The 2,152-nt window shown below is 56.6% G+C and carries 4 protein-coding genes; all 4 read left to right on the forward strand.

Translation table 11 applies throughout. The features are described from left to right. Positions 1-231: energy-coupling factor transporter transmembrane component T family protein (locus tag ACPLUI_RS14185; protein WP_424660892.1), on the forward strand; the 231-nt coding region annotated here is incomplete at its 5' end. Between the two features lie 3 nt (positions 232-234). After that, positions 235-981: a tRNA pseudouridine(38-40) synthase TruA gene (gene truA, locus ACPLUI_RS14190; RefSeq protein WP_424660893.1), complete on the forward strand. Its 747-nt coding sequence runs from the start codon at positions 235-237 to the stop codon at positions 979-981. Between the two features lie 365 nt (positions 982-1,346). Then, positions 1,347-1,778 carry a 50S ribosomal protein L13 gene (rplM, locus tag ACPLUI_RS14195; RefSeq protein WP_424660894.1) on the forward strand — a complete coding sequence of 144 codons (432 nt, stop codon included), beginning with the start codon at positions 1,347-1,349 and terminating at the stop codon, positions 1,776-1,778. A 20-nt stretch (positions 1,779-1,798) separates the two neighbouring features. Further along, positions 1,799-2,152, forward strand: a 354-nt coding sequence (rpsI, locus tag ACPLUI_RS14200; protein ID WP_424660895.1) for a 30S ribosomal protein S9, incomplete at its 3' end; no start/stop codon positions are given.

The following is a 2,152-nucleotide window of genomic DNA, read 5'->3' on the forward strand; positions in this document are numbered from 1 at the left end:
GGCGGGTTGCTCCAGCGTATCCGGGGGCTTTTGCCGCTGCTGGTCCCTCTTTTCGCGGGGGCTTTTCGCCGGGCGGAGGATCTGGCTACGGCCATGGAAATCCGTTGTTACCGTGGTGGGGCGAACCGCACCCGCATGCACCAGCTCCAATATGAGCGTCGTGATTACGTTGTGCTTGCCGGGACGGGGGCCTTGTTTCTGGTTACTCTGGCCTTGCGCTGGTGGGGATAGAACTTGCGCAACATTAAGCTGACCATTGCCTACGACGGGACGAATTACCACGGGTTTCAGGAACAGCGGGGTACCGGTCTGGTGACCGTCCAGGAAGTTCTGGAGAAGTGCCTGACGCGCCTTGCGGGCAGGGAAATACGTGTAATTGGTGCCGGACGTACCGATGCGGGGGTTCACGCCAGGGGACAGGTGGTTAATTTTGACGCCTGCGGGTGGCCCATTCCCACAGAGCGCATTGTCCTGGCTTTGAACGGGGTCCTGCCCGGGGACATTGCCGCCTTAAAAGCCGAGGAGGTAAGTCCGGAGTTCCACGCACGCTATTCAGCCCTGGCCAAGACCTACCGGTACACCATTTACAACAGCCGCATCCCTTCGCCATTCTGGCGACTGTACAGCTATTTTGTGCCCCGCCCCCTGGACGTGGAAGCCATGTCAGAAGCTGCTAAAAAACTGTTGGGGACGCATGATTTTAGCTCTTTTCAAGCGGCGGGTTCTCCGGTCAGAAATACTGTCCGCACGCTGTTTGATGTTGACGTTTTTCGGGAAGGTGACGAGCTGGTACACCTGACTTTTCGCGGCAACGGTTTTCTTTACAATATGGTGCGGATTATGGCAGGCACCTTAATCGAAGTAGGGCTGGGAAAACGCGACCCGGACGACATACCGTTCATTCTGGCCGCACGGGATCGTACGCAGGCCGGTCCCACGGTGCCTCCCGGAGGTTTGTGCCTGGAGCGGGTAGAATACTGAAACAGCCGTACCCGGTGGCAACGCCTGCTGGACTGGTTCAGGATGAGTCCCACAAATGTCTCACAAATAAGGAGAGGGGACCGTTCTTGACACTGGCAGGGTGAGGGATTAAAATACTATTATGTGGATTTCTGCCCCGGCCTGACGAGCCCCGGGGTCGGGGGCAAAAAGCATGGACCTTGTTTTTCCCGGAGCTTTCTCGCCCGGGGTTTTAAGCCCTGAGCCCGGGAGTCGTTCTTTAAACAGCGTGTCTCCCCAGTTATTCCGCCCTTAAACAACTGGGCGAATCCAGCCGAAAGGAGCGAAAACCTGGTCGGGGGGAGGCGTGTACAGGCTGTACCAGGTGATCCGTCATGAATAAAGTCATGAATAAGACCTATATGGCCAAGCCGGGTGAAATAGAACGCAAGTGGTATATTCTCGACGGTACGGGTAAGCCCCTGGGCAGGCTGGCCGCCGAGGCCGCCCGCATTTTAAGGGGTAAGCACCGCCCACAGTTCACTCCCCATGTGGATACAGGGGATCATGTGATTGTGATTAATGCTGAAAAAGTAATTCTTACCGGTAATAAGCTCAAAAAGAAAAAGTATATCCGCCATTCCGGCTATCCCGGCGGTTTAAAAGTGACGGGATACGATGAACTGATGGCCAGGCGTCCCGAGCTGGCCGTACGTAAAGCCATTGAGGGGATGCTGCCTCACAACCGGCTCGGTGCCAGGATGGCCAGGAAACTGCGGGTATACCGGGGAGAGAATCATCCCCACCAGGCTCAGAAACCTGAAGTCTGGTCCATGTAGCGAGGGGAAGGAGGTTAACAATGGCTGTCACGAAGTTTTATGGTACCGGGCGGCGGAAGAATGCCGTGGCGCGGGTTTACCTTGTTCCCGGTGAAGGCCGGATAATCATTAACGACCGGCCCGTGGAAGTCTATCTTGGGCGAAAAACCCTTGAAGTGCTTGTGCGGCAGCCCCTGGAACTGACTGGTACGGAAGGACGTTTTGATGTTATAGCACGGGTCAGGGGCGGTGGTATTAGCGGCCAGGCCGGGGCGGTAAGGCATGGTCTTGCACGGGCACTGGTGCAGGCCGATCCCAACCTGCGCCCGACGTTAAAGAAAGCCGGCTTCCTCACCCGTGACCCCAGGATGAAGGAAAGAAGAAAGTACGGCTTG

Origin of the sequence: Desulfofundulus sp. (genome assembly GCF_049701015.1) — a bacterium.
Taxonomy (GTDB): Bacteria; Bacillota; Desulfotomaculia; order Desulfotomaculales; family Desulfovirgulaceae; genus Desulfofundulus.

What these genes read in the sequence shown, in the direction of transcription:
- rplM (WP_424660894.1), top strand. Translation starts at nt 1,347, where the DNA reads ATGAATAAGACCTATATGGCCAAGCCGGGTGAAATAGAACGCAAGTGG.